Raw genomic sequence first — 19,579 nt, forward strand, 5'->3', positions numbered from 1 at the left:
TGTGAAGTTCGTTCCGGTCCGGGATTTTGAGCTCACGAGTACGCTGGTTATGATCACGCGCAACGGCGACGAAAACAGATTGATCTCTTCGTTCCGGCAAGCGCTAACAAAAAGCGGGGCGAAGTAGCACTCGTCGCCAGCTTCACCGACTTCGCATCCATGTCGAGTCTCTAACCGCGTGTGAATAAAGGAAAGCGGACATCGCGCACATCACGAGATTTGCTTGCCAAAGATGTTCGCAAGCGAGAAGCGTATGGCGACCGCAACCGACGTGCGAAGGTCCGCTGCCAGAGGACCTCGGTCGTCCGAATGTCCGGGTGAATGTGCGGATCAACGTCCGAAGTTGGCCGACCACCGTCCGACGCGGTCGGCCGAACTCGTTTAGGTTTATTCGATGCCTGCCCTCAAGCACAGGCTCGTCATCGAACGACAAGGCGTGCGGGCAGGCGTTGAATAAACCTCGAGGAAGGAAACCGCGAAGTAGTCTGACGCAGCCAGCGTTTTCGCTATGGCGATTGATCAATGTGGCCAGTCTGGCTTGCGGGCCGATGGCGGGTGATGCAAGCGCTCGGATAGGCATAGATGCAGAAATGGAGACGATCGCGCGTGTGATTCTGAGTTCGGAATACGGCTGCAATGAACACGCTCCGGCAGGCAGTCGCTGAGTATCTCAGTCTTCGACGCAGTTTGGGATTCAAGCTGCACGGGTGCACTGCGCTCATAACGGCATGGTATTTGAAGGGCGGCCCGCAGTAAGTCGCGAATCTCATCGTCCGAATATAGGTACGGTCGAGCCCGTTTCGGTTGGAACGGCAGCAGGCTTTGCGCTGGAATCTGCGTGCGCGAATCGGTGGCGCTGCGATGACGCGCGAACTCGCGTACGAAGCTGAGTCGTTTCGCCCAATGTGCGGGTTGGACTTCGAATGGCTGTTGCGCCCAGGCGAGAGCCAATGCCCGGGTAATGTGGGGGCGCGATGCTGTTCCATGAAGGTGACGAAATCGAGTAACGCCTTGCCTGCATCGCCCGGCCACGGACGTTCTATTGCCTGCTTGGTTTGCTGAGCGTGTCGGGCATGCGTTTCGGGGAAGCACGCAATCTTGAGGTTCGGGACGTGGACGTCACCATTGGGGTGCTAACAATCCGTGGCACCAAATTGGGCAAGTCCCGGCTCGTGCCTTTGCATGACTCGACTCGCGAGGTGCTTGCCGACTACATTGTGCGACGTAATCGCCATTGGGCTGGTCGGCCAGTGTCTTCCTATCTGTTCGTTTCCAACAGGGGTAATCGTCTGGATGGCGCAGAAGTACATTGGACTTTCTATGCGCTGTCACGACGGGTCGGCCTGCGCGGCTGTTACGACCATCGTGACCACGCCTGCACGATATGAGGCACGCGTTTGCGACGAACACGCTCGTGCACTGGTACCGGTCTAAACAGGATCCGGAGCGTTGCCGGCCGATCCTGTCAGCCTACCTCGGCCACGTGCATGTCGCCGATTTAAGATATCGAGCGAATTCACGCACGATGCGCAGATAGTTCGCCTGAGTCTTGGGAGAAAGCTGGCGCATGCGCATGTCATCTGTCATACGCTGACGCATAGGGCTGACGCCCTGTTGAGTGGAGGTCATGACGCGGCTCCGTTGAAGAACGAGGCGGATTTGCCCCGACCTTCAACATACGGAATCGCACCATACACCTCTCACTACCCGCCAAGTCGAGCCGCAGCCCCTACCGCGCGAGCGGTTTCGTTCCCCGACCCACAACTGCCCTTCGACCTAACGCGAACTCTGCGGCAAGTTCCAAACTGGAGCAGCCATTCGAGCATCCGACTTGCCCGGCAAGTCGTCGGCCACAGCCGTCACCTAGCTACCCGGGGGCCGAGTGTCGGTCCTGAAGGTCGGCTCACGAAAAATTTGCGAATGCCCTGCCGACCCCAGCGGCCACCGCAAGGGGGAACCGGAAGCAGCTGAAGCTCAACCGGAGGCGGTCTTTCGCGCCCGCTCCCAAAGTTAGGCATTTCGCGCATAGTAAAAACTCTGTAATCCACTATTCTCTATACGGGACGGACCGGTGTTAAGAGGTGTTCGAGCAGAAGGAGTTAATAAATTGATCACTCACATACTGCGCCGCGCGTCCAGGGCTACCTGGATATCGGTTTTGCTGCTGACCACCGCTCCTAACGCCTACTCTGCCTCCGAACAGAAAGGACCCCCGGTCCATGCCGTGCGAGCTGAGCCCGAAACCGCCTCACAAGCTCAGGCTCGTGCGATCCTGATGAAAATGGCGGAGTTCCTTGGCGGGACGCCGAGCTTTCGTGTCGGTGTGCGCAGCGGATACGACGCCGTGCAATCGTCCGGGCAGAAAATCGAATTCGGTGAATACCGCACGGTTACGTTGAGCCGGCCCGATCGCATGCGCGTGGAAAGCGAACGCAGCGATGGCGCAAAAACGCTCGTTGTGCTCACCGGGAAAGAGATGGTTCTGGTCGACCTCGCCAGCAAAGTCTATGCGACGGCGCCGCAACCAGGCTCTCTGGACGAGAGCATCGTGTATTTCGTCAAGGATCTAGGAATGCGCCTGCCGCTCGCGGCGCTCCTATTGAATGGGCTGCCTGAAGAATTGCAAGCCCGGGTACGCTCGGTAGACTATGTGGAGAAGACGGGTATCTACGGCACTGCGTCTTATCATCTAGCCGCGCGTACCGACACAGTGGATTTTCAGGTCTGGATAGCAGATGGCGACAAGCCGCTGCTGCAACGGATCGTACTGACTTACAAAAATGCAGTGGGCCAGCCTCAGTTCTGGGCGGAATTTGTAGACTGGAATCTTGCGCCCGAGCTAAACGATGCGACATTCTCGGCACAAATTCCCGATGGCATGCAAAAGGTCGCGTTCGCGGCACAGCTTCCGCGTGCATCGCCCGTGGCTCGCCAGTCGTCTGCGAAGAAGGGAGCCAAATGATGAAAACAGGATCGTGGGACCATGCCATTACGGCAGTGGTCGCCGCAGTATTAACGCTGGGGCTGATCGATCAGGTGGATGCACGAGGCGAGAGAGGCGGTGGCGCCCGCGGCGGTGGCGGCGATGGAGGCTATTCCCGCGGCGGGGCGGCATCGGCCGGAGGCCTGTCTTCCGGTGGCACAACCGCAGCGCAAGGTGCTTCACGATCTGGCGGCAACCAGCAGGCTACAGCTCAACAAAGGCAGGCCTCGCGCCAAGCTACAGCGACTTCAACTTCGAGTGCGAATCAGAGTGCGCGCCAGAGTTCGGCGAGCTCGATGCAGGCAACCTCCAGCCAGAATCAGGCGAACCGCCAGCAGAGCACCGGCGAGAACCAGGCTCAGCGCCAAGCTACGTCGAGCCAGAATCAGAGCACGCGCCAGAGCGCGGCGGCACAAACAAGCAGCCAAAACCAGAGTGCGCGTCAATCTACCGCCAAGGAGATGCAGAACACGCGTTCTACGACCGTGAGCAACGTGCAGAACAATTACAATGGCAATTGCAACAATTGCTCCAACTCAGACTGGGACGGCGGTTCTGCGGCGGTCGGATTCGTAGCGGGCGCAATGGTGGTGGGTGCGGCCACGGCCGCCACTACACCGGTACCCGCACCCGCACCCACCACTGTCGTCGTCGCTGCGCCGGCACCCGCGCCCGCGCCCGTCGGACCGCCGTGCAACGTGGCTCCCGTTGCGGTTAAGGGCGTGTCGTACTATCAATGTGGCGCGACCTGGTACGCGGCGGGTTATGGAAGCAGCGGCGTGATGTACATGCCGGTTCAGCCGCCGCCCGGATATTGATCGCGGTCGGCCTCGCGGCACGGCCGATGGTTGACGTTGACCGGGACGGAGCCGACGCTCGAATGTCAGAATAAAAGCATGGACAACGTCCCCTCCTGGCCCAGCAAGCGCCCGCTCACCGGTCGTGAAGCAATCAGACTTCGTTCGCCCGGCCATCTCAAGCGCATCGTCTATCGTCTACCTCGATCCCGAGGTATCGCACTGTACTTTCCAGTTGGTACGACTTAACAGTAGTACCGGTGACAGTGGCGATCGTCGAAAAAAACGGCAGAGCGGCGGGAGCAACAGGATTCGCGTTTATCTGATGCTTTCCGCCGTGCGGCTCCTGCGGTACACGTCGAGTCTCGGCGCACAGCCCGACGGCGACGATGCACGGCCCGCGCCGCTGAACTATTCAAGCAGCACGAAGCCACAGCCACAGGACGACGACCCGTTTCGCAATACGCTCGAACTGCTTCCCGTCGCGATTCTCGTGACGAACCGGCATGGCGATATCGTGCTTGCCAATGCAGCATCGGAGAAACTCTTTGGCTACGGCAGCGACGAATTGACCGGCGCATCCGCCGATGCGCTCGTACCCGGCTTGCGCGACGCCGCCCAAGCCGCGCTGCACGATGCGGCGTCGGGTCACGCGCTTCGCATAGTGCACGGCTCGCGCGATGTGTTCGCCCGCCGCAAGGAAGGCACCGAATTCCCCGCCGAAATCACGACCAGCCGTTTGACGTCGCACAGGGAAGCGCTGATGCTCACGGTCGTCATCGACCAGACCGAGCGACACGAACTGCAGCGCCACCGGCAGGAACTCGCGCTTCTCACACGCGTCTCGACGCTCGGTGAACCGGCGGGCTCGCTGGCTCACGAGCTGAATCAGCCGCTCACCGCGATCCTCAGCAACGCGCAGGCGGCGCAGCGATTCAAGGCGATGGAGCCGATCGATCTTGACGAATTACGCGAGATTCTCCACGATCTCGTCGCGGACAACCGCCGCGCAAGCGAAGTGATCCACCCGCGGCGATCCACACGCGCGTACCCGTTGGCAGGCCGATCACGATCGCACGCTCTTCAGCACCGTACGCAGCGTTTCGGCGTCAACCACACCATCGACCTTGATCACCGTCCGGCCAATTCGCACTTCAATCGTGCCGATGGTCCTGGTTGGCTTCACCGTTTCCGGTTCGACCGAGGATGTAGGCGCGATGGCGACCGGCGCGTCGCTCACGACCGTCACGGAACAAGTTCGGTCGTCCCGGCAGCTTGCTCCGCACGGTAACGCCGTCGCCACTTGAACAACATGTTCGCGTTGATGCCATGTCCCCGGGCGAGTTTCGAAACAGAGACGCCTGGTTCGCATGCACCCGCGGCCAAGCGACGTCGAAACTCTGGGCTATGGTTCGGACTGCCTTTACGACGACGCGGGCGCCGTGCGCGTCGCGGTGCGCGATCGCGGGCCCGGCCTCGCGGACGATATCGTCGAGAAGCTCTTTATGCCGTTCTTCACGTCGAAGCGTGACGGGCTCGGGCTGGGGCTGTCGATCAGCCGGTCCATCGTCGACATGCATGGCGGGCGCATCTGGGCCGAGAACAATGCAGGCGCCGGCGCCACGTTCTATTTCACGCTTCCCACTCGTGTGGCACTCGGGGTGGCGTCATTGCGTTAGATCCGTGAACGATATACGGCAAACGTCTTCCTCGTCGAGGAGGAAGTATGCATCGCCGCGCGCTGACCCGCATGAGCCGCTCCACAGGTTTTCGCGCCGAGGTTTGCGTTGGGGCCAGGTTCCCGTTGCACGGACCGGTGACGGGCCTCGCCGCGCGCTAATTCAAGGGCTCTTTCCCACGAGTGACTTTTACCGCGGTTGCTGTGACGAATTCCGCGCGGATACTATCTCCTACCTTCAAATCCTCTAACGATATATCAGGCCCCACCTTGACCGCGACGGTTCTGAGCGGGCCGCGGAGCGTGATTAAACGTGTCTTTGCGTTTACATTCTCGATAGTGGCCAGTACTTGCACCATATGCCCCGCTGCGGCAATTCCGCCCGAGGCGGGAATAACTTCGGTGGAGTCGATCCGCTCGCGGATCCCATTCGATTTCACTTTGTCTGCGTGAATCAGCAAAGACTCCTGATACGCAATCTCGACTGCGTCACCTATCTTCAACTTGCTTATATCGCCAACTTCAGGGCTTACCGTCACCTCGAAGATTCGTCCGCCAACGCCGCGCAGCGTTGCGGTGCGCGATGCTGCGTCAACGCCGATTACGGTTGCGCGGGTTTGGATAAGGGTAGCTGCGCCTGCCGTGTTCGGCCCGACAGCGGCTACCTCCGTCAAGCTCTGAGCGCTTACTGGCCGCGTGAGGCACATCGCGGCCAGAACGACCAGCCAGAAAGCGCTTGTTGAAAAAAGGCGGGCGGATAGGAGATGCATTCGAATGCTCCACGAAATCTAGGTCAGCGCGGGGAAAGCTCGATGAAGGCAGCGCCGAGTCGCCCTCAAGGAATGCAGAAGCTGCGCTTGCACCTTCGGCCGTAAGCATTCCGATTCAAGCGGTGTGCGAACAGTTCAACCTACGCATTCATCGAGGATACTCGCGAAGCGCTCAACGTGGTATTGGACCTTGGTCAAATTGTCCGACTAGACGTTGGACGGTAGAGCGCAAGTTGGGGACATTGCCCGCGCCGGCGGAAAGCGTGTCGGCTGGCAATTTCTATTCGTTATCGGCGCGACGCGTCGCGCACCAGCAATGGGGCAACCCGTTTGTGAAAGCAACGCGTTGAAGAGGCGGTCGCTTGTTGGACGTCCAGTAACAGCCGACGCAACCCATTCGAGCGTCCGCACAAGTGCTCGATCGAGCCTCCACAGTTGGCTTCACTGAGCGTTTCCGACGATGCATCTTGGTGCACACTATGGGGCCTGAGTCTGCTCGAATTTTTAGGGACGTGAAAGTTGATTTGTCGGCTCCCAGCAACATGGAATTCATCTCGCTACCAATCGGTTGCACGAGGGTGAATAATGATTTTTCCAAGCGAAGCTGAATTTATGTAAAGGATTGCTGAGTTTTTGCCATTGACCCGCAGACGACGAGATTAACAGCGCGGACATTTCACGATTTGTTTGGTGCTTCGAGATGTGCAGTCATCCGTTTTCTGAACTGTTCCGCAGTTAATTTACCGGAGTGTATCAATGAAAAGGAACCTGATGGCAGCAGCGCTTTTGGGCGTGCTTGCAACTGCCGCGCACTCGCAAAGCAGCGTGACGCTATACGGCCTGATCGATGCCGGCATTACTTACACGAACAGCCAGCTCACAAGCCAAGGCGGACGCAGCAACGTGCAGATGACCAGCGGCTCGGTGGAGGGCAGTCGCTGGGGCCTGCGCGGGGCGGAAGATCTGGGAGGTGGCCTGAAGGCAATCTTCACGTTGGAAAGCGGCTTCAACGTGAATAACGGGACCTATTCACAGAGCGGTCGGGAGTTTGGCCGTCAGGCCTTTGTCGGCCTGTCGAGCGTCGATTTTGGTGCTGTCACTTTAGGCCGCCAGTACGATAGCATGATCGACTATGTGGGGCCGCTGGCGCTGACTGGCACGGAGTATGGCGGCACGCACTTCGCACACCCGTTCAACAACGATAATCTGAACAACAACTCGTTCTCGATCAACAACTCGGTCAAGTACCAGAGCGCGAACTATGCGGGATTCCGGTTCGGCGGGCTGTACGGCTTTTCGAACGCGGCAGGCGCTTTCGCGAACAACCGTGCGTACAGCGTCGGCGCGTCTTACAGTTGGGGCCCCTTGAACTTTGGCGCCGGGTACCTTCACCTGAATAACGGCGCGAGTTCGCAGGCGGCGGCCAACTTCAACGCCAACGGCGCTGTGACGGACGGCCAGACGCTTACTGCCGCGCGCCAGCAGACGTGGGGAGCGGGAGTGAATTACGCGTTCGGACCGGCGGTGGTTGGTTTCGTTTATACGCAGACCAACCTTACTGAGATATTTCAGACTGGCCTGAGCACCCATATCCAGAACTTCGAAGGAAATATCCGCTATAACCTGACGCCTGCGATGAACGTGTCCGGAGCTTATACCTACTCACGCGCGGGCGGTAACGCCGGAGGCGGTGCTCCGCACTGGAACCAGGTTGGCCTGCAGACGGATTACAACCTGTCCAAACGCACGGATGTGTATCTGCAGGGTGTCTACCAGTCTGTCAGCACGAGCCAAAACACCGCACTGGGGGTGGCGTTCATCAATGGATTGAGCGCGCCTTCATCGACCAGCAACCAGGTCGAAGTCACGGCGGGCATACGTCATCGCTTCTAGGACAACTGCATGCATGGGCACGGCGGGCTCGCGGGGCCGGCGCCCGGCGAGCACTGCGTTCGTGACAACGACGGGCACTTCAAGCGGCCGGCGCTCGACGGCGAACGAGAGCAATAGTGGAAATGAAATCCGCCGTTCCTGTGCGTGTCGAGTATCAACCTGCGAACGACAGCGATGTCCAACAAGCTATGTTCGAAATCGCGAATCGAATGGCTGTTTCCTGGGTCGAACGGACGTCCTAATGTCCGGGACTCGGTGCCGGCGAATGACGCATGCTGGCGGCGGACAGTCGAATCAGATTGGTGTCGGCCGCCCGCCGTACGCGAATTGCTAGGTCGCTCGCCAGAACCGAGAGGAGATGCGCACTTCCAAAAGCGTCGGCCGACTGCGGGTGTTTCAACCCACTCCCGCTGGGGCGTGCGATGTGTCATGCCGGCGCCCGTCGCGCGAACGCCTAACGCGGGTTCAATGACGCGGAGTCGGAGTTCTTTGAAGTTTGCGCGCTGTGTCGGCTTGGCGTCCATCGCGTTCAGGAATTCTTCGATTGTCGGCGTCCACCGGCTTGCACCGTCCCAAGACTTCAGGCACTCGAACAAGCGCCAGGAATAGATCGAGCGGAGGGCGGCTGCGTGCTTGAGCTTCTACGTGGTGAATTCTTCCGCAGACCAAATAGGAACGGGACCAAATCGGGATGCCACCGGACCTCTACCGTGCAAAAAATACCCGCCGAAGCGGGCACCAAGTCAAAACCAAGCAGAACGCCCCCAAGCGGGCGCAGCCCTAGGATAGCCACTATCGGGAGCCAAGTGCGGAATAACTGGGAACAGGCAAAAAGAAGCCCGCCGGATAAGGGCGGGCGTCAACTGGGGATACTGTTGCTGCCTGCGCCCTTCGTGACCCCACGCAGGACGCATATTTATTTTAGTAGCTATCCCCGTGGGCGCAAGTCCGCCGCACATAGGCCGATAAATCCGGCCTATTTACAGCCGCTACGCGGTTCCGGACTTGCACACACTTGAGCCTGACGCGGCCCGGCCTTGCCTCAATGAGATACAAAGCAGATTCAAAACCCGTGGCGACGGTCAGGTTGCAGCTAGTATTTTCCCCTAGGTTTTCTGTCAAACGTTTTTGACAAAATATCTGTCTTGCTTTTGTACACCTCGCAGAAAACTGGAGGGCCTATGTACTCGGAGATTCGCCTGGACGATATCGACAGGGGAACGAAGTGGTGGGAGTTGCTCTCGGAGGCTGAACGTTGGGAGTGGTTCGCAAAGGTAGGCACCACGCGCCCGGCAGACGCTTGGGATGCCTTTAAGCGTTCTCGCAGGCGTGGTGATTTTAGGGAGCCAGAGCTTCAGCTAACCGAGGATCTACGCAGAGGGATGGAGTGGTGGAAATCGCTCTCAGAGGAGGAGCGTGCGGAATGGTTTGCCAGACTAGGCACCCACCGGCCCAAAGATGCGTGGAATGCCTTCAAACGCTCTCACGGTTACGTCGATCGGGATAACAACCAAAGAAGGCAAGGCAACTGAAATCTGTGCAGCGAAGGCCGAGGGGCAAAAGAAAGCCCGCCGCAGCGCTTACCCGGCGGGCAATCCATCACGTCCGGGGCGACGCGAGGGAGACCTCTTACGTTGTAGCACGCCCGACCCGCAATGCAAGTCGCATCGATTATCCCCAAGTGCACATGTCCGCTGCCTCACCACAGGGCGTAGACAGCCGCTTCGCAGTTTCGGACTTGCGGCGGATACTTGAGCCTGACGCGCGCCGCTCGGCGTGCGCGGTGCGTGTCGCGCAGAGCACCACCTACGCAGTCGTAGTAGTGCAGGGCGGTCTAACCTGATATGTCGAAGACTCCAAAAAAACATTTACCGAGCGTTGCACGTCGGATCCGTGCCGGCGAAATGCTCATGGCCGGCGAAACAATCGAGTCCGTCGTGCAGCAGCTTGGCATCTCGACCCCGAGCGCGAAGCGCTACAAGGCGCTGCTCAAGGAGGGCGGGCTTGCCGCGTTGGAGAACATCAGCGTTGGCGGAAGAAAATCTGTTCTTGATCCGACGGCCTTCGACTGGATCGCGGAAGCGCTTCGCGGATCGCCGGCAGCGTTCGGTTTTGAAACCGGCCGATGGACGGACGGGCGCCTTCAACAGGTCATTTATAAGCAGTTTGGTGTGAATTTTTCGAGGGTCTACACCAGACGGATAATGATTGATCTTGGTTTTGGCTGACCGATTCCGAATTAGCGATGGCGTGGCCGCTTACGCGCAGTCGTGGTAGTGCCGATCGACCCGGTGAGTAACCACCCGATCTCAAGAATTGCGGCGCAACAGCCGTTAAGACTTCAGCGCTCAACTATCTGTTGAGAAACCGCCGTTGCGGAAAAGCGCGCATAACAAGATCAAGAACATGAGAACGTTACTGTCCGTCGCGCTGCTTGCGACGATGCTGACCGCGTGCGATAGTAGCTCGGACAAGGAAGCACAATCGGCCCCAACGACTGAGGCAGCGCCTGCTAATGCAACTTCTGCTGCCAGCACCTACAACGTTGCAAGGGATGAACCGGACGAGGCGACCAAACGGAGATGCTCGAAGGTTGGCGGACTAGCGTATACGATCGCGGCCGCCCGAAACGCAGGCGTGCACGCCGGGGCCACTTTCGCAGAAACCGTGGAGGATCCAAACAATGAGGTCGAGCCTCCGGCCGTGCTGGCGCTCGCCAAACAGCTTTATGTCGGGTTCGCAAAGCAAACGAGTCCCGACGGAGCACGCGCCGCGTATTACGTCGACTGTCTAGTGACTGCTGACGCCAAGTCGATCAATGGCCAGAGCAACCGCGCGGCAGCGTTGGCACCGTTCAAAACCTTCACTGGTGAACCGCTGCAGAAGGTGCTCGCCCGGCAGAACATTATGATTGAATCGATTTTGGTGCAGTCGGTTAACACCTTACGTGATGGCGATCAGAAAGGCGACGAGATTTATTCATTGATGCTCCGTGGCCGTCCGTCAAAATCAGCATTTTGCAAGATGCACGATTTTTCGCAGGTAGATGAAAACATCTCGGAAGTAATCCGACCGGGCGTCATTTTCCGCCAGGACAAACCGACGGATCTCGACTTGGTTATGTATTGGGCAGCGACGGGGAAGTGCAATCCTGAGTATTGACGCCTTATCCAGGCAAGTCTCGACCGCCTTTTTCGCGCTGTCGTTTGCCCTCCCCCCACCGCTAAAGAACCTTACCTGCTATACGGGGCTCTGGTGCAAATAGCTGGCGGGTCGAGATGCCTCTTATAAATACGGATACCTTATTGATATAACAGGACGGCATTCCAGACAGTGGGCGCAAGTGTATCCTCGAGCCCGAGAGCACAGAGGTCGACATGACCCTTGCGAATGCGATGCATCAACTCGATGCCTGAAATCGTGATGGCGGCACACCTGAACCGGTCAATCAGCCGCGCAGTTGGCGCCTTCCATTTGCACTTCCTCGACCGGCGTTGTCAGGTTGTTGGGCGTGTCGCGTAAGATGACGCGATGAAGAAAATCAAAATCGCTGTATCACGGTCACCGTTTTCCAGCCCGCGTCATTAGTTGCGCCGTGCGCTGGTACCACCGCTATCAATTGCTTGCGTGATATCGAAGAACTGCTCTTCGAGCGTGGTGTGATCGTGACCTACGAGACGATCCGCTGCTGGTGCGATAAGTTTGGCGCAGGCTTTGCTCGTGGGGTGAAAGCGGCGCGTCGCAAACCGGGCGGCATATGGCACCTTGATGAGATGTTGGTTACGTTGCGCGGCGAGCCTTACCTGCTATGGCGCGCAGTGGACGAGCACGGTGCCGAACTCGACATCCTGCTGCAAAAGCGGCGGGACACGGCCGCTGCCAAACGCTTCTTCAAGCGTGTGCTGCGCTCGAGCCCGGTACCGCATAAGATCGTCACCGATCAACTGCGCAGCTATCCGGCGGCCAAAGCTGAGATTCCAGAGCTGGCGAGCGTAAAGCACGTGTTTGTCAAAGCGGCAGCCCGACTGAACAACCGAGCTGAAAACAGCCACCAGCCGACACGCGAACGCGAGCGTCGCATGCGCGGCTTTCGTGATCCGAAGCGCACGTAAGCATTCCTGTCGAACTTCGGTCTGATCCGGCAACACTTCGCGCTCAAGCGGCATCTGCTGAGCGCCTCAACCTATCGCAAACAACTCGCGGCGAAATTCGTTGCGTGGCGCGAATTCACCGATGTAACCCGAAATCCGTCGACCGGCTTCTGAACGAGTGTCTCACCTGCGATGGCTCTGTTTCAACCTCGACAAGTTGACAAGGCCCTTGCCCGTCTTGATCGGTGTCCGTGCTGCGGGCGGACAACTGAATGGTTGTCAAGACAGTAGTACTAGCGGCCTGTGCTTTTGTCTGTTGGTTCGCAATCCGGACGGCCTTCGCTGCCGGCGGTCGCCGTCCCCGCGGGTTGATCATCGAGTTTCTGCGCAGCCATAATAAGCTCGTCCGCCATTTGCGCGAGGATTGCATCGGCCCATTCCTGCGGGTCCAAGTGCGTCAACTCCGCGACCTGCAACAGCTTGGCATATGTCGCACGAGTGATCATGATTTGATTCACGGTGTCTCTTCGTAAGATACCTAAATTCTATCGGTTGTTTTGCAAATTCGATAGGCGGGCGAGAAACAGCCCAAAACTCGGAGAACTCAACGAGTTGGAGGGACCGCCGTCCAAGTCGAGCGCGCAGTGGTATCTTTGAGATGCACGCCGGTGAGTCAATATTGACCTTTGCGAATGCAATGCATCAGGTCTATGCCGGAGATGATGACGGCCGCTTTGCGGAAGCGTTCGAACCCGAGCATCACGTTAACCCTTGATTTGATGTGCCGATGATCTTGCTGGATCAGGTTGTTCAAGTACTTTGAGTAACGCAATTTCGTTCGCTGGGACAGCAACCCTTCAGTCTTCATCGCGCGGACGGATCAATGCGTTGCTGCTTAGCCGTCCAGGGTGATCACTGCGGGAGCGCGACCCTGAGTTCTGATCGCCTTCACGAAGAACGCTTTTCCTGCAGCCACATCGCGCTTGGCGCAGAGGCGGAGATCGATCGTCTTTCCCGCTCGGTCAACTGCGCCGTAAAGATAGGTCCATTTGCCACGTATCTTCACATAGGTCTCGTCGACTCGCCCCGACTGACCGGCCGCCGCGGCGAACCGATTCCACCGTTTGACGAACTCCGGCGTGTTGCGCCTACCCAGCGCATGATCGTCGTGTGCACCAGCGATAGATCGTGCTCCGCTATCATTCAGCAGGATCTCGGAAGCTCAGCTTGTAGCGCAGGTATCAACGCACGTAAAGGATGATGACTTCGCGGTCGAATTGACGCCCATCGAACAACCGTCGATGTCCTTCAGCTTGCTCATTGGCTCGTGCTGGTCAAAAGATCGCGCGTTGCACCACAACCTCGGCCAGTTGCAGCCTTTCATGCTTTCGCTTCGCCGGACACCCATGCATCTATTTCGCGCGAGTTTCGGCCGTCGACGGTCTACATTTAACACTCGGCGAAAATCAACGAGGCGTATAGGAAAACTTCTGGCCGCCAACGCTTGCCTCGTACATCAGCCCACCCTTGGCCACTGTAAACACAGCGATGCCTTTTCGATAGGCGCCTGTTGTCTTGGCATCTTTCTTGCCGCCACTTACGTTAGTAGACGTGCCCGTCGTGCCTGCCTGTGCCCCAGCCGCAGCAGTGATCGCGATTGCATTGGCATCTGCGCTGAACTCGAAGTTACCATTGGTGAATTCTTTGAGGGCTCGTTCATCCTTGAACAAGATGAGTTCACTGTACACTTGGCCGCCAAGTTGGAAACCCACGGTTACCTGCGTCATCGATGTATCGCCGATACGTTTCCCTTTCTCATAGACGCGACCCTTCCCATGGGCACCGCCTATACCAACCCCTCCCTTGCCAATCTTCGGAAACACAGCGTAACCATATGCACTATGTAAAAGACTGCCGCTTTCTCCCGCGCTCTTGAATAGGTTGAGGGTGTCCGTATACTCGTCGGCCCGAGCAGCAGAAATAGGCAACATCAGCAGGACCGTAAGCGTCAATATCAGACGTTTGAGCATGATATGTTCTCCATGGATTGATCGCGTGCTAGCACTGCCGTGACATACTCTCACCCATTATTGTCGATCATGCCAGCGGCAGCAAAAATACTTTGCAGGATCGTTCCGGCGTGTAGCGATCCGTGCGCACTTGGCAACGACCGTAGTCCTTTGCGATTCAACCGATTGATGCAACAGATTAATGAAATCGCTCAGCGGGCGTGAGGGTGGTTGCGCAGCTTGATGCCCGCCCACCAGAGCAGCCGCTCAGCTTCCTTGCGACGGCTGCTGAAGGTGGAGGGGCTGTTGACTTAACGTGCAAGCCACGCCTTGATCGGGTCGATATCGCATTCAGCGGCAATTTGGGCACGCACGCCGAGAGCTCGATTTGAGCCCTATCCGATAACGGCAGCCCGATGAAGGGCGCGACGATGCTCGCGACCCTGGAAAACCTGGGGATCGTGGCCTCATTCAGGAGGCCGCGAGTGAGTAACGACAACCCGTTCGCGGAGTCGTTGTTCCGCACCTGCAAGTACCGGCCCGATTACTCGCGCAGGCCGTTCGGCAGCATTAATGAAGCGCGGGCCTGGACCCAGCAGTTCGCGCGTTGGTACAACCATGAGCACAAACACAGCGGCCTGAAATTCGTCACGCCGGCGCAGCGCCAGAACGGCGTAGCCGCCGCAGTGCTCGCGCAACGTGAAGCCGTCTATGCAGAGGCCAGGCAGCGCAATCCACGGCGTTGGTCGCAATCGACGCGCGATTGGGAATTGACGGACGAAGTCTGGCTCAATCCGGAGCGCATGCAGCCCGAAGAACTAAAGCAGGTTGCTTGAAGTGACGCGACAAATGGAATGAACGCCCCCACCTACCACGTGGGTGACGCCGAAGAGTCGGACCCTCACGGGCCGACGGCATCAAAGTGCCCAAATGGAAGATCATTGAGGTCTTCACAGGCTAACCGGAGGTCCGAAATGAAGTATACGACGGTCGGGGTGGACATCGCAAAGAACGTCTTCCAGCTTCACTGGGTGGATGCCGGCACGGGCGAGATTATGAACAAACAACTGAAGCGCGCCGCATTCCTCGAACATTTTGCGAATCGCGAGCCTTGCCTCATCGGAATGGAGGCCTGCGGTGGTGCGCAGCATTGGGCAAGGCGATTGATTGAGATGGGCCATCAGGTCAAGCTAATGCCGGCGAAGTTCGTCAAGGCTTTCAATATCGGCAACAAGAACGATCCTGCCGATGCTCGCGCGATCTGGATGGCCACGCAGATGCCGAGCAAGCCCGTCGCTGTCAAGACCGAAGCCCAGCAGGCTGTATTGGCGCTGCATCGGTTGCGGCAACAGAAGATCAAGTTCCGCACGATGCAGATGAACAGTCTACGGGGCTTGCTAACAGAATACGGCGAGGTGATGGCCAAGAGTCGCGCTGCGCTGGATAAAGCGATTCCCGGGGTTCTGGCGAAGCTGGCCGAGCGTCTACCGGCGATGCTGATCGACTCGTTACGCGAACTCTGGAATGACCTTGATCGACTCGACAAACAGATCGCCGATATTGAGCGACGTTTGCACGCATGGATGAAAGAGGACAAGGCATGCAAGGCAATCGCCGCGATTCCCGGAGTTGGTCTGCTGACGGCGACGGCCACTGTTGCCACGATGGGTGACGCGAAGGCGTTCAGATCAGGACGGGAGTTTGCCGCGTGGCTCGGTCTCGTACCAAAGCAGATCGGCACTGGCGGGAAAATCCAGCTATTGGGTATCAGCCGGCGCGGTGACACGTATGTGCGGACGTTGCTGATCCACGGAGCACGCAGCGTGCTCTTTCACGCGAAGCACGCTGGAACGTGGGCCGAGCAGATGCAGAAGCGACGGCCGCCAAACGTGGTAACCGTAGCATTGGCCAACAAGATGGCACGAACGATCTGGGCAGTGCTCGCGCACGACAGCCCATACAGGACCGATCACGTTAGTGCGCGAGCGGCTTGAATCTGAGTGAACTGGTAACTAACGACTACAGGATGACGTCGAAAGGTTGCGTTGGCAATCGAGTGTGATGACCGACAGGTTGGACCGGGATTCGCTAAACCTGAAACGTAGTTCGAGCGTCAAGCTCGTGCGACAAATGAGGAGCGAGTCAGCGGATTTCATCGGGGCCCGCAGCGTATGAGGCTGCAAACAGGCCGGATATAAAGCTGCAACCTATCCTGTCAAATCAGAGCACAAGAAGACCTGGCGCATCGGGGGCGTTCATATAAACTACGTTGACAACCGCCGATATCGGTACTTCAACTCTTCAACTGGCTGTTGCCAGCGAATTCCTCTCGCGCGAACGGTCGACGACTACGCCGCGCTAATGCCCTCGAACATGCCCGCTGGACCACGCTAAGTTGGGCGCTTCTCTCCCCACACTCTCTGCCCGGCGTCGTAATTGAAGGCTCACGATAATCGGGTTGTAGGAGTGCACGTAGATCGCGGCGACCCTGCACTGCGCGTACTACACTGAATCGACCCGGCTCGACAAACGAAGCCGGATACACGGTGCGCCCCACAACGCGAAGTCCACTTCGGCATCCGAGTCTTCCCGCAGCGTCGATGGTTTGATGTCTTAAGGCCGCGTGATACGGCTACCTGATCGTTTGGTGCTCCACAGCAAGGACTTGTACGGGACGATATGTCGTCACGCTTGCCGCATGGTGATAACCCGACGCCGCCAGCCCGCAAGCCTCACGCCCATAAATTCGATCGACGGTCGTCATCTTGCCGGAAGAGCTTGTCAATGATGTTGTGAGCCTGCCAGGACGCGGCTGCGGTTGGTTTGCGTTGTTCAATCCCAATTTGGTCTAAGATTTAAAAATCAGAAAGCGAACTGGCCCGCTCGTCGGCTCAGGCAGCCGGCAACGGGGAGGCAAACTCCATGGGCTTTGTGTTGTCAGCCGTGATTTTCCTCACGTCAACTGGATGTCTTGTGAACGCGGCGCTAGCGCCCACCCCGCCGGAGGCGATTGTGCCAGCCTCTACTCCCGGATCCAGCGAAGGCCCAACCACGGTCCCGCAGATAAGACCCGAGTTCTCGACGAAGGCACCACCCCCACAGCAGTTCAAAAGCCACGAAGGCGCGGACCCTTAAGGTAAAGCTGGCGACCCGCCAGCGGATAGAAGTTGGTGAGATATTGGATCCACGAGCCCAATGGCGACTTCAGGCCAGACATACGGAGGCAGGTTATAAATTCCGTCAAAGCGATCTTTACGGAGTCTCGCTCATTTGGCCCCCGAGCGCTCCCTCGCCGGCCCACATCGTTGGTTTACATTCCGCAGTATCCGACTAAATATAAAAGCGGTATGAACGCTGTCTCGCATGCAGACCTGCAGCAGAATTAACTCACAACAGTCCAGGGGACGTTTCGATTTATCGGCGCAACGCCGGGTTCGATCGCACCCGTATCGGCGCGGTCTCGCGAGCAAAGGCGACCGCGCTCTGTCCCAATAGTGTCGAAGTCGTTTTAAAAGCGCTCGTGGAAATGTCCTCTTGTGGATCACCCAAAGGAAGTGCGTATGTCATGGCTTAAAGCAACACTATGCAGTTATCCGGATATCCAATCCGTGACCTTGGCGTGCCCGAGGTATGAACCGACCAGTAATCGGCGAAAAGAATCTATTTTGCGATGGACGTTGTGACGGCGCTGCTCTGAATCAACTGGCGCAAGAGCGCGTTCACTAATAAAGGGCGATCGGCGGGAGCACCCTTTCGAAACATCCTGGCGTCAGTTGGAAGGGGCAATGCATGCCTGCCTTAGCTAACACGGGGCCTGTGGGCTGAACGGATCGCCTCTGAGCCCCAGCTTTCTTTTGTACCCGCAGCCTCCTATACTAGAAATGCGTTCCCGCCCAGCATGACGGGGCGCGCTTTGTAATCGTTTTGGACTTGATGCCCGTCTAGTTGCCCTTTGGCGGGCTTTTTTTTGCCGCGAATTTCCCAGACCACCCACGCACAGGTCGAACAACAAAAATAGCACTGAAGCTTTACCGCCTTCAAAAAGAGGGCCCTCGGTGATATACCGTGGTACTTTGGTCGCCCGAGCGCGTGTGCCGACATGTGTGTCTATGAACACGTATGAGTGGATGTGCGAAATATAACGTGATGCTATTTCGAACGGTGCGCATAATTCGTACATCGATTGTGCCCCTTAACCTCCCTTATCAAGCTAAGGAAGGTCTTATGCGGACACCTTCTGGAATGCAAACGTTGTTGCGATGTTGGCTGGCAGGTTTGGGCAGTACGCTTAGTACGGCCCGTTTGCGCAGGCCGGTCTGGCCTGCTGGCCCACGCGAGAGCTTCTCGTAGCTCGACTTGAGGATGGGCAGGCCGCGTGGGACGCCGGGACGAGCGCAAGTGTAGGGGAGAAAGGGAGCCGTTGCGGTGGCGGCAGCATCGGGCGTCGCCGGGTACGCGCAATCGCCGGCTTCAAGAATGACGCCATCAATCACGCCGCGCATCAGAAGTGCAAGTCGTGCTTTCGCAAGTGCCGTAGCGACGCACGATAATGCGTCGCTTCATTTCTTGGCAGCAGGTTCCACCGATATCGCCAGAGCTTCCGTGTAGACGGCTTCGACTTGATCGCCCCTGTGAAGGCGCTTGAGGCGCTCCGGGTCCTCCACCTTCAGTTCGACCGTATTGCCCTTGGGACCCTTGAGCGTGACTGTCTTCGCCTTGTGGTTCACTGCGACCACGTCCGCGATGACCGTCACTTCTCGCCCGAGCGTGCCTCCAGGCTTGGCGCCTGGTGCGGAGCGCTGCTCCGTGCCGCGTTCGGTAAGAGAGACTTCCCCTTTTTTCTTCATGAGGCTGACTGTAAGTGCCTCGCTGTACGCCACCGTGACTGTATCGCCCAAAGCCAGCTGGTCGAAGTTGCGCGCCTCGCTTGTGACCTCCAGCTCGACGACCTTACCTTCGTGCGTCTTGAGCGTGACGGTACGCGTGGTCTTATCGATTCCTACCACCGTCGCCGTCATCCTGGTGAGACCCTTGACGGTGGTCTGGTCCGGTCCCTTCGTGACTTCCACGTTGGTCTGCGGCTGAGCCAGCGCGATCTGTGCAAGGAATGCAACGGCGACAATGGTCATGACTTTCGTGGTTTTCATCTTAATTTTTCCTTGAAAGACGCTTTGGACCTGGCAACTGGCACTCGGGCACTACGTGTGCCTAATCGTGTTAAGCGAACATTGCTAAGCCGGTGGTGATCGTTGCTTTGAGAAGATGGTAATCGTTACGGTAAGCGTGCGCTCGCCAAGTTACCAGCGCCGCCAAGGATCGCAAAACTGATTTACATATTCTAGGCAGAGACACGCCTGT

General features: G+C 58.0%; 14 protein-coding genes and 5 pseudogenes. 11 read left to right on the forward strand and 8 right to left on the reverse strand.

Going from position 1 to position 19,579, the window contains the following annotated elements; translation table 11 throughout:
• Positions 1–1,073 precede the first annotated feature (1,073 nt).
• A complete protein-coding gene (locus AWB65_RS30045; RefSeq protein ID WP_235007850.1) occupies positions 1,074–1,388 on the forward strand; it encodes a tyrosine-type recombinase/integrase in 315 nt (104 codons plus the stop codon).
• A gap of 112 nt (positions 1,389–1,500) precedes the next feature.
• On the opposite strand, the pseudogene AWB65_RS30050 reads toward AWB65_RS30045, so the two are convergent.
• Positions 1,501–1,629, reverse strand: a pseudogene (locus tag AWB65_RS30050) (phage integrase N-terminal SAM-like domain-containing protein); the annotation flags it as partial.
• A gap of 529 nt (positions 1,630–2,158) precedes the next feature.
• On the opposite strand from AWB65_RS30050, the gene AWB65_RS30055 reads away from it, so the two are divergent.
• The 3 genes from AWB65_RS30055 (at position 2,159) to AWB65_RS30065 (ending at position 5,071) form a co-directional block, all read left to right on the forward strand.
• The gene (locus tag AWB65_RS30055) at positions 2,159–2,962 is read left to right on the forward strand and encodes a DUF2092 domain-containing protein (RefSeq protein ID WP_235007851.1); all 804 of its coding nucleotides are present in this window, start codon (positions 2,159–2,161) and stop codon (positions 2,960–2,962) included.
• A gap of 317 nt (positions 2,963–3,279) precedes the next feature.
• The gene (locus tag AWB65_RS30060) at positions 3,280–3,801 is read left to right on the forward strand and encodes a hypothetical protein (RefSeq protein ID WP_087670570.1); all 522 of its coding nucleotides are present in this window, start codon (positions 3,280–3,282) and stop codon (positions 3,799–3,801) included.
• A 304-nt stretch (positions 3,802–4,105) separates the two neighbouring features.
• Complete coding sequence (locus AWB65_RS30065; RefSeq protein ID WP_235007852.1) at positions 4,106–5,071, forward strand: PAS domain S-box protein; 966 nt, start codon at positions 4,106–4,108, stop codon at positions 5,069–5,071.
• Here the strand turns inward: AWB65_RS30065 and AWB65_RS36735 are convergent.
• Entirely contained in the window at positions 5,026–5,166 is a 141-nt protein-coding gene (locus AWB65_RS36735; protein ID WP_200821829.1) for a transposase, read from the reverse strand. The two genes, AWB65_RS30065 and AWB65_RS36735, sit on opposite strands and share 46 nt — an antisense overlap.
• Here AWB65_RS36735 and AWB65_RS37765 point away from each other — a divergent pair.
• Entirely contained in the window at positions 5,151–5,459 is a 309-nt protein-coding gene (locus AWB65_RS37765; protein WP_087670571.1) for an ATP-binding protein, read from the forward strand. The two genes, AWB65_RS36735 and AWB65_RS37765, sit on opposite strands and share 16 nt — an antisense overlap.
• A 157-nt stretch (positions 5,460–5,616) precedes the next feature.
• Here AWB65_RS37765 and AWB65_RS30080 read toward each other — a convergent pair whose 3' ends face one another.
• Positions 5,617–6,228, reverse strand: coding sequence for a hypothetical protein (locus tag AWB65_RS30080; protein WP_087670572.1), 612 nt, complete (start codon positions 6,226–6,228; stop codon positions 5,617–5,619).
• Positions 6,229–6,984: 756 nt separating this feature from the next.
• On the opposite strand from AWB65_RS30080, the gene AWB65_RS30085 reads away from it, so the two are divergent.
• The 3 genes from AWB65_RS30085 (at position 6,985) to AWB65_RS30105 (ending at position 11,283) form a co-directional block, all read left to right on the forward strand.
• Entirely contained in the window at positions 6,985–8,121 is a 1,137-nt protein-coding gene (locus tag AWB65_RS30085; RefSeq protein WP_087670573.1) for a porin, read from the forward strand.
• A 1,910-nt stretch (positions 8,122–10,031) separates the two neighbouring features.
• Positions 10,032–10,349 (forward strand): transposase, encoded by a 318-nt coding sequence (locus AWB65_RS30100; protein WP_235007854.1) that lies wholly within the window; start codon positions 10,032–10,034, stop codon positions 10,347–10,349.
• Positions 10,350–10,527: 178 nt separating this feature from the next.
• Positions 10,528–11,283, forward strand: coding sequence for a hypothetical protein (locus AWB65_RS30105; RefSeq protein WP_087670576.1), 756 nt, complete (start codon positions 10,528–10,530; stop codon positions 11,281–11,283).
• Positions 11,284–11,423: 140 nt separating this feature from the next.
• On the opposite strand, the pseudogene AWB65_RS38045 reads toward AWB65_RS30105, so the two are convergent.
• Positions 11,424–11,561, reverse strand: a pseudogene (locus AWB65_RS38045) (IS6 family transposase); the annotation flags it as partial.
• A 110-nt stretch (positions 11,562–11,671) separates the two neighbouring features.
• On the opposite strand from AWB65_RS38045, the pseudogene AWB65_RS30110 reads away from it, so the two are divergent.
• A pseudogene (locus AWB65_RS30110) lies at positions 11,672–12,386 on the forward strand (IS6 family transposase).
• A gap of 119 nt (positions 12,387–12,505) precedes the next feature.
• Here AWB65_RS30110 and AWB65_RS30115 read toward each other — a convergent pair.
• From AWB65_RS30115 to AWB65_RS30125, 3 genes and pseudogenes are all read right to left on the reverse strand, one after another.
• Positions 12,506–12,730, reverse strand: a complete 225-nt coding sequence (locus tag AWB65_RS30115; protein WP_125474249.1) for a hypothetical protein — start codon at positions 12,728–12,730, stop codon at positions 12,506–12,508.
• An 86-nt stretch (positions 12,731–12,816) separates the two neighbouring features.
• Positions 12,817–13,533 (reverse strand): annotated as a pseudogene (locus AWB65_RS38050) (IS6 family transposase).
• Between the two features lie 145 nt (positions 13,534–13,678).
• On the reverse strand, positions 13,679–14,242 hold the full coding sequence (locus AWB65_RS30125) for a YSC84-related protein (RefSeq protein ID WP_087670578.1): 564 nt from the start codon (positions 14,240–14,242) through the stop codon (positions 13,679–13,681).
• 377 nt (positions 14,243–14,619) lie between these two features.
• Here AWB65_RS30125 and AWB65_RS30130 point away from each other — a divergent pair.
• Positions 14,620–15,057 (forward strand): annotated as a pseudogene (locus AWB65_RS30130) (transposase); the annotation flags it as partial.
• Positions 15,058–15,195: 138 nt separating this feature from the next.
• Complete coding sequence (locus AWB65_RS30135; protein ID WP_087670580.1) at positions 15,196–16,215, forward strand: IS110 family RNA-guided transposase; 1,020 nt, start codon at positions 15,196–15,198, stop codon at positions 16,213–16,215.
• A 2,565-nt stretch (positions 16,216–18,780) separates the two neighbouring features.
• Here AWB65_RS30135 and AWB65_RS30140 read toward each other — a convergent pair.
• Positions 18,781–19,368 (reverse strand): hypothetical protein, encoded by a 588-nt coding sequence (locus AWB65_RS30140; protein ID WP_087670581.1) that lies wholly within the window; start codon positions 19,366–19,368, stop codon positions 18,781–18,783.
• Positions 19,369–19,579: the final 211 nt, after the last annotated feature.

The organism is Caballeronia humi (assembly GCF_001544475.1).
GTDB classification, from domain to species: Bacteria; Pseudomonadota; Gammaproteobacteria; order Burkholderiales; family Burkholderiaceae; genus Caballeronia; species Caballeronia humi.